Consider the following 15074-nt stretch of genomic DNA (forward strand, 5'->3'; position numbering starts at 1 on the left):
GATGAGAGGGACACGATGAACGATGAGAAGACCGGGCGCCGTCGCGTCCTGCTGAAGCTGTCGGGCGAGGCATTCGGTGGCGGCCAGCTGGGCGTGAACCCGGATGTCGTCGGGCAGATCGCCCGCGAGATCGCTGAGGCCGCCGACCGGGTGGAGGTCGCCATCGTCGTCGGCGGCGGGAACTTCTTCCGAGGCGCAGAGCTGAGCCAGCGCGGGATGGACCGCGGTCGCGCCGACTACATGGGCATGCTCGGCACCGTGATGAACGCCCTCGCATTGCAGGACTTCCTCGAGCAGGCCGGCGCCGCAACGCGCGTGCAGTCGGCCATCTCGATGACGCAGGTCGCTGAGCCGTACATTCCCCGTCGCGCGGAGCGCCACATGGAGAAGGGTCGCGTCGTCATCTTCGGCGCCGGGGCCGGTCTGCCCTACTTCTCCACCGACACGGTGGCGGCGCAGCGCGCCCTCGAGATCAAGGCCGATGAGGTCCTGGTCGCCAAGAACGGTGTCGACGCGGTCTACACGGCCGACCCGAAGAAGGACCCCACGGCGGAGAGGATCGAGCAGATCACCTACGGCGAGGCGCTGCAGCAGGGGCTCAAGGTCGTGGACTCCACCGCATTCAGCCTGTGCATGGACAACGGTATCGACATGCGCGTCTTCGGCATGGAGCCGGCGGGGAACATCACGCGCGCACTGCTGGGCGAGCGCATCGGCACGCTCGTCACCGTCTGAGCCCCGCCCGCCTGCAGACTAGACTTGACCGGACGTACCGACGAATGGAGTGACGTGATCCCCGAGATCCTCGCTGACACGAAAGCCCGCATGGAACGCGCCGTCGAGGCGGCCAAGGAGGACTTCTCCACCGTGCGCACGGGACGCGCCAACACGGCGCTGTTCCAGAAGATCCTCGTCGACTACTACGGGTCGCCGACTCCGCTCGCGCAGCTCGCGTCGCTCAACAACCCCGAGGCCCGCACGATCATCGTCACGCCGTACGACAAGTCGGCGCTCAAGGCGATCGAGCAGGCGATCCGCGACACCCCCAACCTCGGCGTGAACCCGACGAACGACGGCAACATCGTGCGTGTCACCATGCCTGAGCTTACGGAGGAGCGCCGCAAGGAGTACGTCAAGCTCGTCCGTTCGAAGGGCGAGGACCACAAGGTTCACCTGCGCGGCATCCGGCGGAAGTCCAAGGACGAGCTCGATGGTCTCAAGAGCGAGGTCGGCGAGGACGAGCTGGTGCGTGCGGAGAAGGAACTCGACGGACTCACGCGTGCACACGTCGACCTCATCGACGACGCGCTCAAGCGCAAAGAGGCCGAGCTTCTCGAGGTCTGAGACCGATGAGCGCACCCGGCGACGACGCCCCGTCTCGATCCGAGCGGGAGCGCTCCCGTTCGCGCGAGCACGGTGATTCGGTGTTTCAGAATCAGGTGCGTGCCGCGCGAACGGAGTTCGAACAGCACATCGGCCGAGCTCGGGCCGACTTCGAGCAGGCGAACGAGCGCATCAACGCGCGGACCGGACGCAATCTCTTCGTCGCGATCCTGATCGGGGTCGCCATCGGCGTCGTCGTGATCGGGTCGCTCATCTTCGTGAAGTGGGTGTTCGTCCTCTTCGCGATTCCCGTCGCGCTGCTCGGCGTCTTCGAGTTCGTCCGAGCCCTGCAGGCCGCGGGACGACGCGTGGACGTCGCACCACAGCTGGTCGCCGGCGCCGCGGTGCTGGCGGCGGGCTTCCTCCTCGACGCCGGCACGCACTGGGTCGTTGTCTTCGCCGCCGTGGTCACGGTGATCGTCTGGCGGTTGATGGCGCAGATGGTGAGCGGCGAGAGCCGTCGCTACGGCCAGGTGCTCAGCGACGTGCTCATCAGCGGCTTCGTTCAGCTCTACGTCCCGTTCCTCGGAAGCCTGCTGCTCATCCTCCTGCGCGAGGACGGCGGAGAGTTCTGGGTCCTCGCGATGATCGCCGTCGTGGTGGGCGCGGACACCGGCGCGTATGCCGCGGGGCTCGCCTTCGGCAAGCATCCGATGGCCCCGCGAATCAGCCCGAAGAAGACCTGGGAGGGTTTCGCAGGCGCGGGCGTGGTCGCGATGCTCGTCGCTGTCGGGTTCGCCTGGCTGCTTCTCGGACTCCCGGCGTGGACCGGCGTCATCATCGGTATCGTCATCCTCGGTTCCGCGACGGTCGGCGATCTGGCTGAGTCGATGATCAAGCGTGATCTCGGCATCAAAGACATGAGCTCGTGGCTGCCGGGCCACGGGGGAGTGCTCGACCGACTCGACTCGATCCTGCCGTCCACCGTCGTGGCGCTCGTCCTCTTCCACGCTCTGTCCCCTCTGGTGATGTCATGACCTCGACCGATACCTCCCTGTCCACGAGCCCGTTCCCCGAGGTGCAGGGACGAGCCAAGGGATACGACCGAGCCGCTGTGGATGCCTTCCTGCGGCGCGCTCGCGAAGCGTTCGAGGCGTCCGAGGAGGACGACCTCGACTCCGCCGCGATTCGCGCGACCGCCTTCCCGCTCGTGCGCGGCGGGTATGCCGTCGCCCCCGTCGACGCCGCGATCGGACGGATCGAGGACGCATTCGCGGCGCGCGAGCGGGAACGTGCCCTGTCACGTGCGGGCGCCCGCGCCTGGGTCGGCCGCTCACGCAATCTCGCCCAGGAGATCCTCGACCGGCTGTCGCGTCCCGAGCGGCGGAGGTTCGATCGTGTGGGTGTGCTGTCGTACGGCTATCGCATGGACGAGGTCGACCTCGTGGCGGACCGCATCGCCCGCTACCTCGAATCGGGTGAACCGCTCACCGTCGAGCAGGTGCGATCGGTCGCGTTCCGCATGCAGCGCGGAGGCTACCGCGAAGCGCAGGTCGATGCGGTTCTCGACGGCGTGGTGTCGGTGATTCTCGCCATCGGGTGAGTCTGATGGAGAGAAGCTGCACGCCTCGCTAAACTCGAGGGCATTGTGACTTCCCGCTCGACTGTCTCCCGGCGCACGACGCGCGTCCCGGCTCGTCGCGGGGGCACGCCGGTCTCCGCCCGCTGGTCGCGACGTCGCGGTGCGTCCTCCGTCTTCGCCGCGGTCGCTGCGCTCGGTATGGCGGGCGGCGCTCTGGCACCGCTCGGCACCGCACTCGCGGTCGCCCAGGAGAAGCCCGTCGAAGTCGTCTCGCTGTGGGCCGAGTCGCGCGGCGACGCGCAGGCGCTGTCCGGTGACGGAACGGCGACGGCGCCCGCTCAGCTCGATCGCAGCGGCTTCACCGTGTACGTCGCTCCCAAGCCGACGCCGACCCCCACCCCGACCCCCACCCCCGTGGAAGGCGAGAGCACCGGGACGTCGCGCGCAGCGCCGGTCATGTACTCCGGCGGGGGATCTTCCGCCGACTGGCTGAGCGCCGCCGGCATCCCGGAGAGCGACTGGGGCTACGTCGACTACATCGTGTCGCGCGAGAGCAGCTGGAACCCGAACGCTACTAACGCTTCGTCGGGGGCCTGCGGTCTCGTCCAGGCGTATCCCTGCAGCAAGGTGCCGGGTAGCGGGTACGACCCCGTCGACAACCTCACGTGGGCGAACGGCTACGCCGTCGGACGTTACGGCAGCTGGAGCGAGGCGTATGCCTTCTGGTCCAGCAACCACTGGTGGTGAGTGCGCGCGTCATGCCCCGTTCCAACAGGCGACGGCCGGAACCGCGCGACGACTCGCTCGAGCGGCTGCTGAGCGGCTGGAAGCGCTCCGAGACGCGACGTGGCGTCGAATGGACCGTGCAGCCGGTGTCAGCGGCGCAAGCGCAGAAGACGTATTCGTGCCCGGGCTGCGGGCGTGACATCGCGCCCGCCACGGCGCATGTGGTCGCGTGGCGGGCGGACGGTGTCCTGGGCGACGCCGCGGACCTCGCCGCGCGTCGGCATTGGCATTCGGCATGTTGGAGGATCGCATGAGCTTCGAAATCCGCGGACCCGTTCAGCTCCCCGCACGTCGTGAGGACATCGAGCTCCGCACGCTCGACGAGCTGACCCTGGTCGGCGAGCTCGCGCTGCCACAGGATCGCGAACCGGTCGCGACGCTCGTCACCCTGCATCCGCTTCCGACGGCGGGCGGATTCATGGACTCGCACATCCTGCGCAAGGCGGCCGGGCGCCTCCCCGCCCTCGCCGACCTCGCCGTGCTGCGTTTCAACACCCGAGGAACGACGTCGCCTCGGGGGACCAGCGAGGGGACGTTCGAGGGCGGTGTCGGCGAGGTGTTCGACGTCGCGGCGGCGATGGCGTTCGTGCGCGATCGGGGCCTGCCGCGTCCTTGGCTGGTCGGTTGGTCCTTCGGGACCGAGCTCGCCCTCAAATACGGGCGCGACCACGACATCGAGGGCGTCGTTCTCCTCTCGCCGCCGTTGCACCGGGCCACAGCCGACGAGGTCGCTGCCTGGGCAGGCGACGATCGGCGAGTCGTCATCGTGGTGCCCGAGTTCGACGACTACCTCCGCCCGGACGAGGCGCGTCAGCGCTTCGCCTCGATCCCGCATGCGACGCTCATCGCCGTGGAAGGCGGCAAGCACCTGTGGGTGGGGGAGAACCAGACTCGTCGGGTGCTCACCGAGATCGTCGCGGCCGTCAACCCCGACGCGCTGCCGCTCGCCGAAGAGTGGGACGACGATCAGGCCTCGGACGACGCCTCCTGAGCGTCAGCGCTCGTTCTGCCGCGGGATCACGACCTGGCGGTAGATGATCAGGATGCTGGCTGCCACCGGGATCGCCACGAGCGCTCCGAGGAGCTGCCCCAGCGCCGCTCCCGCGAGGGCTGCGATGACCACGACCGCGCCGGGGATCGATACGGCGCGGTTCATGATGCGCGGCGAGATGAGGTAGGCCTCTACCTGCATGTACACGAGGTACCAGATCGCCGCCCACAGCGCGGTCTGGGGTTCCGCGAGTCCGGGTATCAGGCAGGTGAGCACGATGATCGCCGACCCGGTGAGGGTTCCCACCAGGGGGATGAGCGAGAAGAAGAAGGCGATGACCGCGAGCACCGCGGGGAAGGGGGCGCCGATCACGCTCAGGAAGATGGCACTGAGCACACCGTTGATGACGCCCAGGGACACCTGGCCCATGACGTAGAAGCCGACGGATGCCGTGATCTGCTCGGCCAGGTCGATGAAGCGCGGCCGTCGCGACGCGGGCACGAGCTGATAGACCGCAGCCTTCAGGTTCGGGGTCGACGCCGTGAAGTAGATCGTCAGGATGAGCACGATGACCGCGCCGGTGAACCCGCTGATGATGCCACCGCCGATCAGGATGATCGAGCCCGTGATCGACCCGCCGATCGCCCCGATGTCGAGCGAGTTGTACCAGTCGGAGAGGTACTGGAACAGCTCGTCGACGTTCAGCTGCGGGAAGGTGACGGTCAGCCAGTCCTTGACGGCGTTGACCGGGTCCCAGTCGCCGTTGGTGACGAGGCCCTGGATGGCGGCCACGAGCTGCGAGATCTGCGAGACGATGATCGGCACGACCATGAGGATGATGCCGGCGAAGGCCGCGAGCAGCGCTGCGAAGGTGATCAGGAGCGCTGCCCACCGTGGTAGGCGTCGCCGCTCGAGCCACGAGACCACCGGGTCGAGCCCGAGAGCGAGGAAGAGCGCGGTGCCGACATAGAGAAGGATGGTCGAGAGGGTCTGGATGCCCCCGATGATCACGATGCCGACGCCGACGCCGAGCGTGGCGATCAGCGCAGTGCGAAACGGGTTCTGGATCTTCACGAACGCCTCCGGGGTCGAATCACTTCACTTTACGAGCCGCGCGAACTTTCGTTGGGAGGCGCCCCTTTCACGACCCTTTCAGGTCGTTTTGGATACTCTGGAACGTCGATCAAGCGTTCGGTGGTCCCGTTCCGAATGTGGAGAGGTGTTTCTTCGTGCGTTTCGTGTGGGCTGTAGTCGCCTTCGTCCTGGCCACCGTCATGATCGGGGCGGGTATCGCGCAGCGCACGATCCTGCGTGGGCCCGAGACCGTCACCGAGTCGGTGACGGTGACGGGAGACGCCCCCTTCACCCTCATCGACGGCGCCGTGCTCACCTCGCGCCCCGGCGCGCAGGCGTTGAGCGTCCAGGGGACCGGGACCGTCTTCGCCGCATACGGCCGCACGTCCGACGTGACCGCGTGGCTCGGGCGCACCGACTACACCCGCCTCGGCGTCGACGCCGACGGGGCGATCACGACTTCCGAGGTCGCGGCCGCGTCCGCGCCGACGCCGGATGCCGACGGCAACATCCCGGCGATGCCGTCACCGGTCGGGTCGGATCTCTGGCTCGAAGAGTTCCAGCGCGATGACGCGCTGACCACATCCCTGCAGCTGCCGCAGGACATGAGCGTCCTGATCGCATCGGACGGCACCGCGCCCGCGCCCGCCGACATCCAGGTGACATGGCCGATCGAGTCGAACACGCCCTGGGCCGGCCCGCTGATCGTGGCCGGTGGGATCCTCCTCGCGTTCGGAATCGTCATGTACGCGCTCGGCTGGCGCCATCTGCGTCGCTCGCGCGGTCCGCGACGGAAGGGGCTTCCGATGAGCGCCACTCAGCCCATCGATCTCGCGACGGATGCGGAAGCGAAGGGCGTCATCTCGTCCACGCCGCCGCGACGCCGCCTGACACGCGGGCGTCAGGCTCTACTCGCGCTCCCGCTGGTCTCCCTCGTGGCCCTGACGGGGTGCTCGGCGGACGCCTGGCCCCAGTTGGCCCCGAGCCCGACTCCCTCGCCGACAACGACGGTCGTCGCCGACCCCGATCAGGCGCCGCCGGCGGTGACCCAGCAGCAGGCCGAGCGCATCCTCACGCGTATCGCGGAAGACGTCTCGACCGCCGACGTGAGCGCTGACGCCGCCCTCGCCGGCACGCGGCTCGCGGGGCCGGCGCTCGCGGAGCGCGAGACCAACTACACCCTCCGCTCCAAGATCACCGATCGTGCCCCGCTGCCGCCCATCCCGGCCGAACCCCTCGAGATCCTCCTGCCGGAGACGTTCGAGAAGTGGCCGCGTACCTTCCTCGCGGTCGTCGAAGGCGGCGAGGGCGCAGCTGACACGATCATGACGGTCAGTCAGCAGGATCCCTGGTCCAACTACAAGCTCGGCTACATCGCCGAGCTGGCGACCGATTCGTTCCCGGAACTCGCACCGGCATACCTGGGTGCCGCGCAGGTGGCGCCGGACTCGCCGTTCCTCGTCCTGCCGCCGAAGGACCTCGCGGCCGCATACGCCGACCTGCTGACCAACGGCGACGCGAGTCCTTATGCGGGCTTGTTCGAAGCGGACGGCGACGCCTTCCGTGCGGGCGTCACCTCCAACCGCGAGCAGATCGTCAACGACTTCAACCAGACAGGTGCGGAGACGGGCACGGTCTCGTTCACGACCCAGGCCGGGACGCAGCCGCCGATCGCCCTCCAGACGCTCGAGAGCGGCGCCGTCGTGGCGGTGACCATCACAGAGGACCACACGTTCAAGCCGAGCAATCCGGATGCCGTGATCAACGTGCCCGACACCAACCCGGTCGCGAGCGCGCTGACAGGAGTGTCGCAGTCGTCCACCGGCTTCACCACCACGTACGCGGACCAGCTGTTCTTCTTCGTGCCCGGCGCCGGTTCATCCGAGCCGATCCAGTTCCTCGGCTACCGTTCCAATGTCCTCTCAGCAAAGGTCGTATGAATGAGTGATCCTTCCTCCAACGCCGTGCTCCGTGGCGCGCTCGATCTGTCGTCGCTGCGTAACCGCCCCACGGCTCCGACGCCCGCGTCGGCACCCGCCGGGCAGCCGTCCGAGAGCGCATCGCGCCTGATCTTCGACGTAACCGATCAGACTTTCGGCGAGGTCCTCGAGCTCTCGCGAACGGTACCGGTCGTCGTGGATCTCTGGGCGGAATGGTGCGGCCCGTGCAAGCAGCTGAGCCCCGTGCTCGAGAAGGTCGTCACCGAGCTGGCCGGTCGCGTCGTCCTCGCGAAGGTCGATGTCGACGCCAACCCGCAGCTCGCGCAAGGGTTCCGCGCGCAGTCGATCCCGATGGTGGTCGCGCTGGTGGCAGGGCAGCCCGTGCCGCTGTTCACCGGAGCGGTGCCCGAGCAGCAGGTGCGCGAGGTCTTCGCGCAGCTGCTTCAACTCGCGTCTCAGCACGGTGTCACCGGCACCGTTCCCCTGGAAGGGGAGACGGACGCACCGGAAGAGGCCGCCGAGCCGCCGCTGCCCCCGTTGCATGCGGAAGCCTTCGCTGCGATCGAAGCGGGCGACTACCCGCGTGCGATCAGCGCTTACGAGCGGGCGCTCGCGGAGAACCCGCGCGACGCCGACGCTCAGGCGGGTCTCGGACAGGTCAAGCTCCTCGACCGCGTGCAGGGCGTCGACCTCGGTGAGGCCCGCGCCGCAGCCGCAGCCGCGCCGCACGATGTCGATGCGCAGCTGCGCGTCGCCGACCTCGATGTCGCCGGTGGTCACGTCGACGACGCGTTCGGCCGACTCCTGGATCTGTTCGCCGCGGTCGACGGAGATGCTCGATCGACGGTGCGCGACCGGCTCCTCGAGCTGTTCGGCCTCGTGGGAGACGCCGACCCGCGAGTCGTCAGCGCGCGCCGGCGGCTCACCTCTCTGATGTTCTGAGGCGAACGCCGCGGGCCCGGGGTGTCACCGTTGGTGACACCCCGGGCCCGCGGCGTTCGTTCAGTCTTCCGGGACCCCAGGTGCGGCGTCGGGAGCGTGGTGCAGCCACAACACGCCGAGCGGAGGGATCACCATGGTCGCTCGTCCGTCGGTCGCGTGCACGGTGCCGAAGTTTCCCACGCCGGAACCCCCGTATGCCTCGGCGTCGCTGTTGAGGACCTCGCGCCACGCGCCATCCGCCGGCAGTTCGAGCGTGTAGTCGTGCAGCGGTACTCCCGAGAAGTTGCAGATCACCGCGACGGTGTTCCCGTGGTTGTCGCGGCGCGCGAACGCCATGACGTTCGGGTTCCAGTTGGGGGCGCCGAGACGGCTGAAGGCGTCGCCGTCCGAATCGCGGGACCAGAGGGCGGACTGGTCTCGGTACGTGCGATTCATGTCCGCAACGAACGCGTGCAGCCCACGGTGCGCCGGCTGGTCGAGCATCCACCAGTCGAGCTCGCGTGATTCGGACCATTCCGACATCTGCCCGAACTCCTGCCCCATGAACAGCAGCTGCTTGCCCGGATGTCCCCACATGTACGCGAGGTAGGCGCGCATGTTGGCGAGCTTCTGCCAGTGGTCACCGGGCATCCGGGTGAACAGGCTTCCCTTGCCGTGCACGACCTCGTCGTGGCTGATGGGCAGGACGAAGTTCTCGCTGAACGCGTAGACGAATGAGAACGACAGCTCACCCTCGTGGTGGCCCCGGTACATCGGGTCTCGCTTGATGTACTGCAGCGAGTCGTTCATCCACCCCATGTTCCACTTGAACCCGAAGCCGAGGCCGCCCCACTCCGTCGGTGCGGTCACGCCCGGGAAGCTCGTGGATTCCTCCGCGATCATGGCGATGCCGGGGTAGCGCTTGTACGAGGTCGCGTTGACCTCCTGGAGGAACGAGACGGCCTCGAGGTTCTCACGCCCGCCGTGCACGTTGGGCTCCCACTGGCCCTCCTCGCGGGAGTAGTCGAGGTAGAGCATGGAGGCGACAGCATCGACCCGGAGGCCGTCGACGTGGAACTCCTCGAACCAGTACAGGGCGTTCGCGACGAGGAAGTTGCGCACCTCGTTGCGTCCGTAGTCGAAGATCAGCGTTCCCCAGTCGCGGTGCTCGCCGCGGCGGGGGTCCGGGTGCTCGTACAGCGGCTGCCCGTCGAATCGCGCCAGCGCGAACGAGTCCTTCGGGAAATGCCCGGGGACCCAGTCCATGATGACGCCGATGTCCGCCTGGTGAAGCCGGTCGATGAGGTAGCGCAGATCATCGGGTGAGCCGAAGCGGCTGGTCGGGGAGTAGTACCCCGACACCTGGTAACCCCACGAGCCGCCGAACGGGTGCTCGGCCAGCGGCAGGAACTCGACATGGGTGAAGCCCTGTTCGCGAACGTAGTCGATGAGCTGGTCGGCGGCGTCTCGGTAACCGAGTCCGGAACGCCACGACCCGAGGTGCACCTCATAGACAGACATCGGCTGGGAGACGGGCGTCGACGTGCTGCGCCGATCGAGCCACGCGGCATCCTCCCACTCGTAGGAGCTCGCGGCGACGATCGACGCGGTCGCGGGCGGCACCTCGGACTGGCGGGCCATCGGGTCGGCCTTATCGATCCATGCACCGTCGGCCGTGAGGATCTGGAACTTGTAGACAGCGCCGGCGTTCAGCCCCGGAACGAAGAGCTCCCAGACCCCGGAATCGCCCATCGAACGCAGCGCGTGGCCCTGGCCGTCCCAGCCGTTGAAATCTCCGATCACCCGGACCGCGCGCGCGTTGGGCGCCCAGACGGCGAACGACACCCCCGGGACGCCGTTGTGCAGGCGGACATGAGCGCCGAGGACGCGCCAGAGCTCTTCATGGCGACCTTCGCGGATGAGGTGCAGGTCGAGCTCGCCGATCGTCGGAAGGTGACGGTACGGGTCATCGGACACCCAGGCTGGCGCTTCATCGTATGTGGCCACCACCCGGTAAGCCTCGGGGCGTTCGTCGAGAGCGGCTTCCCACACGCCGGCGCGGAGGTGGCGGAACGAAGCCTCGGGCTGGTTCGCGAAAACGGCGGTGACCGTGCGAGCCAGCGGGCGGCGCACGCGGATCACCCAGCCGTCCTCGGTCTGGTGCGAGCCGAGCACGTCGTGCGGGGCGTGGTACGAGCCGGTGGCGACCGAGTCGAGGACGTGGTCTGCGGGGGCGTTCATCGGCGTTCCTTCACGTGCAGGATGTGCATGGGCTCGGCGAAAGCGTCGAGCCGCACATAGTTGTGGTCGTTCCAGGTCCAGACGGCGCCGGTGAGCAGATCCTCGACCTCGTACTCGTCGCCGGGGGCGACGCCCCAGACCGACGTGTCGAGGTGGACCGTCGTCTCGCGTGCCGAATGCGGGTCGACGTTGACGACGACGAGGATCGTGTCGTCCCGGCCGTCGGCCGTCAGTGCGCCGGGGAGATGCTTGGAGAAGACCACGATCGCCTCGTCGTCGGACCAGTGGAACGAGAGGTTCCGGAGCTGACGGAGCGCGGGGTGGGTGCGCCGGATCTCGTTGAGGCGCGTGAGGTAGGGAGCGAGCGACTCGCCGCGTGCCTCGGCGCCCGCCCAATCGCGGAACTTGTACTCGTACTTCTCGTTGTCGATGTTCTCTTCCGACCCCGGGCGTGCGACGTTCTCGATGAGCTCGTACCCCGCATACACGCCGTAGGACGCCCCGGCGGTGGCGGCGATCCCGGCGCGGATCTTGTAGGCGGGGCGGCCGCCGTATTGCAGGTACTCGGTGAGGATGTCGGGGGTGTTCACGAAGAGGTTCGGACGCATGAAGTCGGCCGTGTCGTGGGCGACCGAGGTCAGGAACTCCTCGAGCTCCTCCTTGGTGTTCCGCCACGTGAAGTACGAGTAGCTCTGCTGGAACCCAGCCATCGCGAGGCCCTGCATCGGGGCGGGGCGGGTGAACGCCTCCGCCAGAAAGACGACGCCGGGCGTCTCGTCGGCAACGGTCGCGATCAGCCACTCCCAGAACTGCAGAGGCTTGGTGTGCGGGTTGTCGACGCGGAAGATCCGCACGCCCTGCGCGATCCAGTGGCGCACGACCCGCAGCACCTCGGCGCGGATGCCCGCGGGGTCGTTGTCGAAATTGACCGGGTAGATGTCCTGGTACTTCTTCGGCGGGTTCTCGGCGTACGCGATCGAGCCGTCGGGCAGCGTGGTGAACCACTCGGGATGCTCCGCGACCCAGGGGTGGTCGGGGGATGCCTGCAGCGCGAGGTCGAGCGCGACCTCGAGGCCCGCGCCGGAGGCCGCGGCGAGAAAGCCGCGGAAGTCCTCGAGCGTCCCGAGGTCGGGGTGCACCGCGTCGTGACCGCCCTCGGGGCCGCCGATCGCCCAGGGCGAGCCCGGATCATCCGGGCCGGCGGTCAGGGTGTTGTTCGGCCCCTTGCGGTGAGTGCGCCCGATCGGGTGGATGGGTGGCAGGTAGAGGACGTCGAACCCCATGGCGGCGACGGCGGGCAAGCGGTCTCGCGCGGTGACGAACGTGCCGCTGCGGACGGAGCCGTCGGAGAGACGTTCGGCGCCCTCGGAGCGGGGGAAGAACTCGTACCAGGCGCCGACGCCCGCGCGCTCGCGTTCGACGAGCAGCTCGTGCTCGTCGCCGACCGTCACGAGCGACTGGAGCGGGCGATCGGCGAAGACGCGCGCGAGATCGGCGTCGCGGACGACCGCGAGCGCATCGACCGCGTCGACCGCGGCATCCCGAAGTCTCGCGGCGGCCTTCTCGAGGATCTTGCGCTCGGCAGCGGGGCGGGACTTCTCTGCGGCAGCGCGCATGAGCAGAAGGGCGCCAGCCTCGCGCATCAGAGGAACGTCGACTCCGGCAGCGATCTTGATTGCGGCGGCGTGCTGCCAGGTGGCGAAGTCGTCACCGAAAGCCTCGTAGCGGAAGCGCCACACGCCCTCGGCGAGCGGGGCGACGAGGACGGACCACCGGTCGAATCCGTCGTTGAGGGGCGTCAGCCGGTGCAACGACTCACGTCCATCGGGCGAGAACAGCCGCAGATGCACACCGATCGCGTCGTGCCCTTCGCGGAACGCCGTGACTCGGAACGGCACGGCTTCGCCGGCGAAGGCGGAGGGACGGAACCGGCCACCCGGAACCGAGGGGGCGGGGCGCTGGAGCGGGATGCGTCCCGTGACCGTGTCGCCGGCCGACGGAAGCGGCGCGGCGGGGCGGCCGGGGATCTCGGCGGTGCTGCGGAACGGGGCGGGTGAGGTCGTGCGCGTCGTTGATGCCACGGCTCGAACCTATCGCGGTGGACGAGTTCGAAAAACGGGCTTGCGCCTCACTCCGCTCTGAGCAAATGCAACGTCGGCCCCGAGAGGGGGAGGCGGTCGCCCGGGGCGAATCGCGCGCCGTTCTCTCGGGGACGCTCGTCGGCGCTCGACCAGAGGGACACCAGAGATGACGCCGCGCCGACGGGTGGCAGCACGACCTCGGCGTCGTCCTCGCGGCCGTGGATGATGAGGAGCACGCAGTTGGCGGGTTCGTGCGCCGGCGTCGACGTCGCGACGTATTGGAGGGTGCGCTGCTCCGGATCGGTCCATGTCGCCTGCGTCATGGGCTGGCCCTGCGCGTCGAACCACTGGATGACGGATGCCTCGGGCACCTCGTCGTCGGGGGCGGCGTACCGCACGGGGCGCAGGGCCGGGTTCTCGGCGCGCAGCCGCGTGAGTTCCCGCACGTGCGCGAGCAGGTCGACCTGCCAGTCCGCGAGCTGCCAATCGACCCAGGTCAGGGCGCTGTCGTGACAGTAGGCGTTGTTGTTACCGAGTTGCGTGCGGCCCATCTCGTCTCCGGCGGTCAGCATCGGCACTCCGGCAGACAGTAGGAGGGTCCCGACCAGGTTTCGGATCGCGCGATGCCGCGCGGACAGGATGTGCTCGAGCGCAGTGTCGCCCTCGGCGCCGTGGTTGAAGGACCGGTTCGTGTCTGCGCCGTCGCGGCCCTGCTCGCCGTTGGCGTCGTTGTGCTTGACGTCGTAAGAGACCAGGTCGCGCAGGGTGAAGCCGTCGTGCGCGGTGATGAAGTTCACCCCCGCCAGCGGACCGCGCTTCGCGCCGAACAGCGGCGCAGAGCCCGCGAGGTGCGTGGCGAGTCCGCCGACGCCGGCCGGTGAGGTTCCGGCTCGGCGCAGGTAGTCGATGTCGCTGAGCCAGAAGTTGCGGACCCCGTCGCGGTAGCGATCGTTCCACTCCTGCCACCCGTCGCCGAACCCGCCGGTGTGCCAGCCGCCCAGCCCGACGTCCCACGGCTCCGCGATGATCTTGTCGTCGCGCAGGATGGGGTCGTCGGCGATCGCCCGCAGCAACGGGTGGTCCGGATCGAACACGTGCTCGGCGTCACGACCGAGGGTCACAGCCAGGTCGAAGCGGAACCCGTCGATCTGCACCTCCTCGCTCCAATAGCGCAGAGAGTCGAGGATCAGTCGTGCGGCGGCGTGGGTCGACGTGTCGACGGAGTTGCCGCAGCCGGTCACGTCGATGTAGGCGCCGTCGTCCTGCTGGCGGTAGTAGCCGCGGTTGTCGATGCCTCGGAAGCTCGACCGCGGTCCGCCCAGCTCGAGTTCGGCGGTGTGGTTGTAGACGACGTCCAGGATGACCTCGATGCCGGCGGCGTGAAGAGCGCGCACTGTGCGCTTGAGCTCTTTCAGGACGGCGGTGGGGCCGCTGCGGCGCGCGTCCTGCGTGGCGTAGGCCGCGTGGGGCGCGAAGAACCCGAGCGTGTTGTAGCCCCAGTAGTTGGCCAGCCCCAGAGCGAGCAGCCGCGGCTCGCTCTCGAAGGCGTGGATCGGTAAAAGTTCGACGCTCGTGACGCCGAGCGAGCGGAAATGGTCGATCATCGCCGGGTGACCGAGTCCGGCGTATGTGCCGTGCAACGCCGGGGGGATGTCGGGATGCCGCTTGGTGAGGCCTTTGACGTGCGCTTCGTAGATGACCGTGCGGTCCCGGGGGACCCGCGGTTTACGGATGCCGCCCCAGTCGAAGCCCGAGTCGATCACGACCGAGCGGTGATCGCCCGAAGCGCCCGAGACGACGCCGCGAGCGTACGGGTCGAGCAGAAGGGTCTGGGGGTTGAAGACGTTGCCCGCCCCGTGCGGTCCATCCACGCGCAGCGCGTACCGGACTCCGGGCCGCAGCGTCTCGATGTCGGCTGCCCAGATCCCGTCGCCGATGGGCTCGAGCGGTCGCTCGTCGACGGCCCAGTCGAGGTCGTCGTCATCGAACAGCACCACGTCGATCGATGTCGCCCGCTCGGACCAGACCCGAAGGGTGCCGCCGTTCTCGCGGAGCGTGACGCCGAGGTCGGTGAATCGGGGATCGTGCAGTCCGGCTGGGCTGGTGCTGTCGGGCATGCGATCTACAGTAATGAG

13 protein-coding genes are annotated in these 15074 nt (G+C 68.5%); 9 read left to right on the top strand and 4 right to left on the bottom strand.

Annotated elements, in window-relative coordinates; all coding sequences use genetic code 11:
- The first annotated feature begins 15 nt into the window (after positions 1–15).
- The 7 genes from pyrH to DO944_RS03230 all read left to right on the top strand — a co-directional run bounded on the left by pyrH (position 16) and on the right by DO944_RS03230 (position 4682).
- A complete protein-coding gene (pyrH, locus tag DO944_RS03200) occupies positions 16–735 on the top strand; it encodes a UMP kinase (RefSeq protein WP_112614566.1) in 720 nt (239 codons plus the stop codon).
- Between the two features lie 54 nt (positions 736–789).
- A complete protein-coding gene (gene frr / locus DO944_RS03205; RefSeq protein ID WP_112614568.1) occupies positions 790–1344 on the top strand; it encodes a ribosome recycling factor in 555 nt (184 codons plus the stop codon).
- An 80-nt stretch (positions 1345–1424) separates the two neighbouring features.
- A complete protein-coding gene (locus DO944_RS03210) occupies positions 1425–2360 on the top strand; it encodes a phosphatidate cytidylyltransferase (RefSeq protein ID WP_258524544.1) in 936 nt (311 codons plus the stop codon).
- The gene (locus DO944_RS03215; RefSeq protein WP_112614572.1) at positions 2357–2926 is read left to right on the top strand and encodes a DivIVA domain-containing protein; all 570 of its coding nucleotides are present in this window, start codon (positions 2357–2359) and stop codon (positions 2924–2926) included. Before DO944_RS03210 ends, DO944_RS03215 begins: the two co-directional genes overlap by 4 nt.
- Before the next feature lie 45 nt (positions 2927–2971).
- Positions 2972–3652, top strand: coding sequence for a lytic transglycosylase domain-containing protein (locus DO944_RS03220; RefSeq protein WP_258524545.1), 681 nt, complete (start codon positions 2972–2974; stop codon positions 3650–3652).
- Positions 3653–3663: 11 nt separating this feature from the next.
- Positions 3664–3945 (top strand): hypothetical protein, encoded by a 282-nt coding sequence (locus DO944_RS15830; protein WP_112615127.1) that lies wholly within the window; start codon positions 3664–3666, stop codon positions 3943–3945.
- A complete protein-coding gene (locus tag DO944_RS03230; RefSeq protein WP_112614574.1) occupies positions 3942–4682 on the top strand; it encodes an alpha/beta hydrolase in 741 nt (246 codons plus the stop codon). Before DO944_RS15830 ends, DO944_RS03230 begins: the two co-directional genes overlap by 4 nt.
- A gap of 3 nt (positions 4683–4685) precedes the next feature.
- On the opposite strand, the gene DO944_RS03235 is transcribed toward DO944_RS03230, so the two are convergent.
- The gene (locus DO944_RS03235) at positions 4686–5756 is read right to left on the bottom strand and encodes an AI-2E family transporter (RefSeq protein ID WP_112614576.1); all 1071 of its coding nucleotides are present in this window, start codon (positions 5754–5756) and stop codon (positions 4686–4688) included.
- Positions 5757–5911: 155 nt separating this feature from the next.
- On the opposite strand from DO944_RS03235, the gene DO944_RS03240 reads away from it, so the two are divergent.
- Together DO944_RS03240 and DO944_RS03245 are read left to right on the top strand one after the other, a co-directional pair.
- Positions 5912–7696, top strand: a complete 1785-nt coding sequence (locus tag DO944_RS03240) for a glycosyl transferase (RefSeq protein WP_181574129.1) — start codon at positions 5912–5914, stop codon at positions 7694–7696.
- Positions 7697–8638, top strand: a complete 942-nt coding sequence (locus tag DO944_RS03245; RefSeq protein ID WP_112614580.1) for a tetratricopeptide repeat protein — start codon at positions 7697–7699, stop codon at positions 8636–8638.
- Positions 8639–8698: 60 nt separating this feature from the next.
- Here DO944_RS03245 and glgB read toward each other — a convergent pair whose 3' ends face one another.
- The 3 genes from glgB to glgX are packed head-to-tail and all read right to left on the bottom strand — an operon-like array spanning position 8699 to position 15056.
- Positions 8699–10858, bottom strand: a complete 2160-nt coding sequence (glgB, locus tag DO944_RS03250) for a 1,4-alpha-glucan branching protein GlgB (RefSeq protein WP_112614582.1) — start codon at positions 10856–10858, stop codon at positions 8699–8701.
- Positions 10855–12939, bottom strand: coding sequence for an alpha-1,4-glucan--maltose-1-phosphate maltosyltransferase (locus tag DO944_RS03255; RefSeq protein ID WP_112614584.1), 2085 nt, complete (start codon positions 12937–12939; stop codon positions 10855–10857). Before DO944_RS03255 ends, glgB begins: the two co-directional genes overlap by 4 nt.
- A 47-nt stretch (positions 12940–12986) precedes the next feature.
- Positions 12987–15056 carry a glycogen debranching protein GlgX gene (gene glgX / locus DO944_RS03260; protein ID WP_112614586.1) on the bottom strand — a complete coding sequence of 690 codons (2070 nt, stop codon included), beginning with the start codon at positions 15054–15056 and terminating at the stop codon, positions 12987–12989.
- Between the last annotated feature and the right edge of the window lie 18 nt (positions 15057–15074).

Source organism: Microbacterium sp. SMR1 (assembly GCF_003289625.1).
Lineage (GTDB): Bacteria > Actinomycetota > Actinomycetes > Actinomycetales > Microbacteriaceae > Microbacterium > Microbacterium plantarum.

What these genes read in the sequence shown, in the direction of transcription:
- DO944_RS03215 (WP_112614572.1), top strand. Translation starts at nt 2,357, where the DNA reads ATGACCTCGACCGATACCTCCCTGTCCACGAGCCCGTTCCCCGAGGTG.
- DO944_RS03245 (WP_112614580.1), top strand. Translation starts at nt 7,697, where the DNA reads ATGAGTGATCCTTCCTCCAACGCCGTGCTCCGTGGCGCGCTCGATCTG.
- pyrH (WP_112614566.1), top strand. Translation starts at nt 16, where the DNA reads ATGAACGATGAGAAGACCGGGCGCCGTCGCGTCCTGCTGAAGCTGTCG.
- DO944_RS15830 (WP_112615127.1), top strand. Translation starts at nt 3,664, where the DNA reads ATGCCCCGTTCCAACAGGCGACGGCCGGAACCGCGCGACGACTCGCTC.
- glgX (WP_112614586.1), bottom strand. Translation starts at nt 15,056, where the DNA reads ATGCCCGACAGCACCAGCCCAGCCGGACTGCACGATCCCCGATTCACC.
- glgB (WP_112614582.1), bottom strand. Translation starts at nt 10,858, where the DNA reads ATGAACGCCCCCGCAGACCACGTCCTCGACTCGGTCGCCACCGGCTCG.
- DO944_RS03230 (WP_112614574.1), top strand. Translation starts at nt 3,942, where the DNA reads ATGAGCTTCGAAATCCGCGGACCCGTTCAGCTCCCCGCACGTCGTGAG.